This is a genomic window from Candidatus Deferrimicrobiaceae bacterium, assembly GCA_035256765.1.
Lineage (GTDB): Bacteria > Desulfobacterota > Deferrimicrobia > Deferrimicrobiales > Deferrimicrobiaceae > CSP1-8.
Genome location: DATEXR010000070.1, coordinates 1 through 2,075 on the forward strand (window position 1 = coordinate 1; position 2,075 = coordinate 2,075).

Below are 2,075 nucleotides of genomic sequence, written 5' to 3' on the forward strand. Positions count from 1 at the left end.
ATCTGGTGCCCCGGATGCACCTACGGGATCGTTTTCAAGTCGCTTCTCCGGGCCGTCGACTCGCTGAAGATCCCCAAGGACGACATCGCGCTCGTCTCCGGGATCGGGTGCGCATCGCGGCTTCCGGGGTACGTGGACTGGAACACGCTGCACACCACCCACGGCCGCGCGATTCCGTTCGCGACGGGGCTGAAGATGGCAAGGCCGGACAAGAACGTCCTCGTGGTCAGCGGCGACGGCGACGCCACCGCGATCGGGGGGAACCACTTCATCCACGCCTGCCGCCGCAACATCGACATCACGGTCATCGTGCTGAACAATTTCATTTACGGTATGACCGGCGGGCAGCATTCGCCGACCACGCCCGTCGGCCACTTGGCAACCACGATGCCATTCGGCAACATCGACCCGACCTTCAATATCCCCGAGCTGGCGAAGGGCGCGGGAGCGACGTGGGTGGGGCGGGGGACGGCGTACCACGTCCCGGCCCTCGACAAGCTGATTATCGGCGCCATCGAACACAAGGGGCTGTCGGTGCTCGAGATCATCAACGCCTGTCCCACGACCCACGGGCGCCGGAACAAGTTCCGGAGCCCCACGGACATGCTTCTGTGGATGAAGGACAACTTCTTGCCGATCACGGCGTTCGGCAAGCTCCCCCCGGAAAAGACGGCGGGCAAGTTCCCCACGGGCGTTCTCTTCAAGAAGGAGGCGCCGGAGTACTGCGATACCTACTACGGCATGGTGGAGCGCCTGATGAAACAGAAAGAGAAGGGGGCCTGATACGATGAGCGGACGATACGAGATCCGGTTTTCCGGTTCGGGCGGCCAGGGGTTGATCCTCGCGGGGGTCATCTTCGCCGAGGCGGCGACCATCTACGACAAGATCAATGCGGTGCAAAGCCAGTCCTACGGTCCGGAGGCGCGCGGCGGAGCCTCCAAGTCCGAGGTGATCATTTCCGAGGAGGTGATCGATTTCCCGAAGGCCACCGCGATCGACCTGCAGCTCTCGTTGACGCAGGAATCGTGCGACAAGTATTACAAGGACATCAAGCCCGACGGAATTCTCCTCGTGGACGAGGATTTCGTCCGGGACATCCCCCAGGGGAACTTCAAGGTCATCAAGCTGCCGATCATCCGGACGGCCTCCGAGGAGATCGGAAAGGCCTTCGTCGCAAACATCGTCGCGACGGGCGCCATCACCGCGATCACCGGGAAGGTGAGGATCGAGTCGGTGGAGAAGGCCGTCCTCTCCCGTGTGCCGAAGGGGACGGAGGAAATGAACAAAAAGGCCCTCATGGCCGGGTACAACATGGCCAAGGCCCGGACGGCCGCCTAGTGTACCGTCTCGTAAATAGCTTGACGCACCGAGGGCGTCGATGCCGCCGTGCCAGCAAGGCGCGCGACTGAGGCATACCATTGAGTATGGTGAAGGTGCACTAGGATGGAGCGCACGCTGTCGATCATCAAGCCCGACGGGGTGGAGAAGAAACTGATCGGAGAAGTGATCCGGAGGTTCGAGAAGGAGAGGATCCGGATTGCCGCCATGCGGATGTTCCGCCTTACGCGACGGGAGGCGGAGGGGTTTTACGCGGTGCACCGCGAAAGGCTGTTTTTCGGCTCCCTCACGGAGTTCATCTCCTCGGGGCCGGTCGTCGTCATGGTGCTCGAAGGGGACGACGTGATCGCCCGCAACCGGATACTGATGGGAGCCACCGACCCGAAGAAGGCGGAAAGGGGGACAATCCGGGCCGACTTCGCCGACAGCGTGGAGCGGAACATTGTGCACGGGTCGGATGCGCCGGAAACGGCTGAAACAGAAATCCGTTACTTTTTCGGAGAGTTGGACTTGAACAGGTAATGTAATTTCTTAGGGCCAAACCCCACGGCCCCGACTTGCGGCAAGCGAACAGAGTGGGTCGGAGGTTTTTCCCCCACCCCGTCCCCTGCCTTTGCCCTGCCGGGTTATGATGAATGCCATGAAAGACGCACGAACGGATCTCAAGGGGATGACCCTGGAGGAACTGGAGGTCTTCTTCCGCGCCCGGGGAAAGGAGCGGTACCGGGCCCGGCAG

The 2,075-nt window shown here is 61.9% G+C and carries 3 protein-coding genes; all 3 read left to right on the forward strand.

Going from position 1 to position 2,075, the window contains the following annotated elements:
* Window positions 1-783, forward strand: a 783-nt coding sequence (locus VJ307_02200; GenBank protein HJX72939.1) for a 2-oxoacid:ferredoxin oxidoreductase subunit beta, incomplete at its 5' end; no start/stop codon positions are given.
* A gap of 4 nt (window positions 784-787) precedes the next feature.
* On the forward strand, window positions 788-1,339 hold the full coding sequence (locus VJ307_02205) for a 2-oxoacid:acceptor oxidoreductase family protein (GenBank protein ID HJX72940.1): 552 nt from the start codon (window positions 788-790) through the stop codon (window positions 1,337-1,339).
* A 105-nt stretch (window positions 1,340-1,444) separates the two neighbouring features.
* Complete coding sequence (gene ndk / locus VJ307_02210) at window positions 1,445-1,861, forward strand: nucleoside-diphosphate kinase (protein HJX72941.1); 417 nt, start codon at window positions 1,445-1,447, stop codon at window positions 1,859-1,861.
* The last annotated feature ends 214 nt before the right edge of the window (window positions 1,862-2,075 follow it).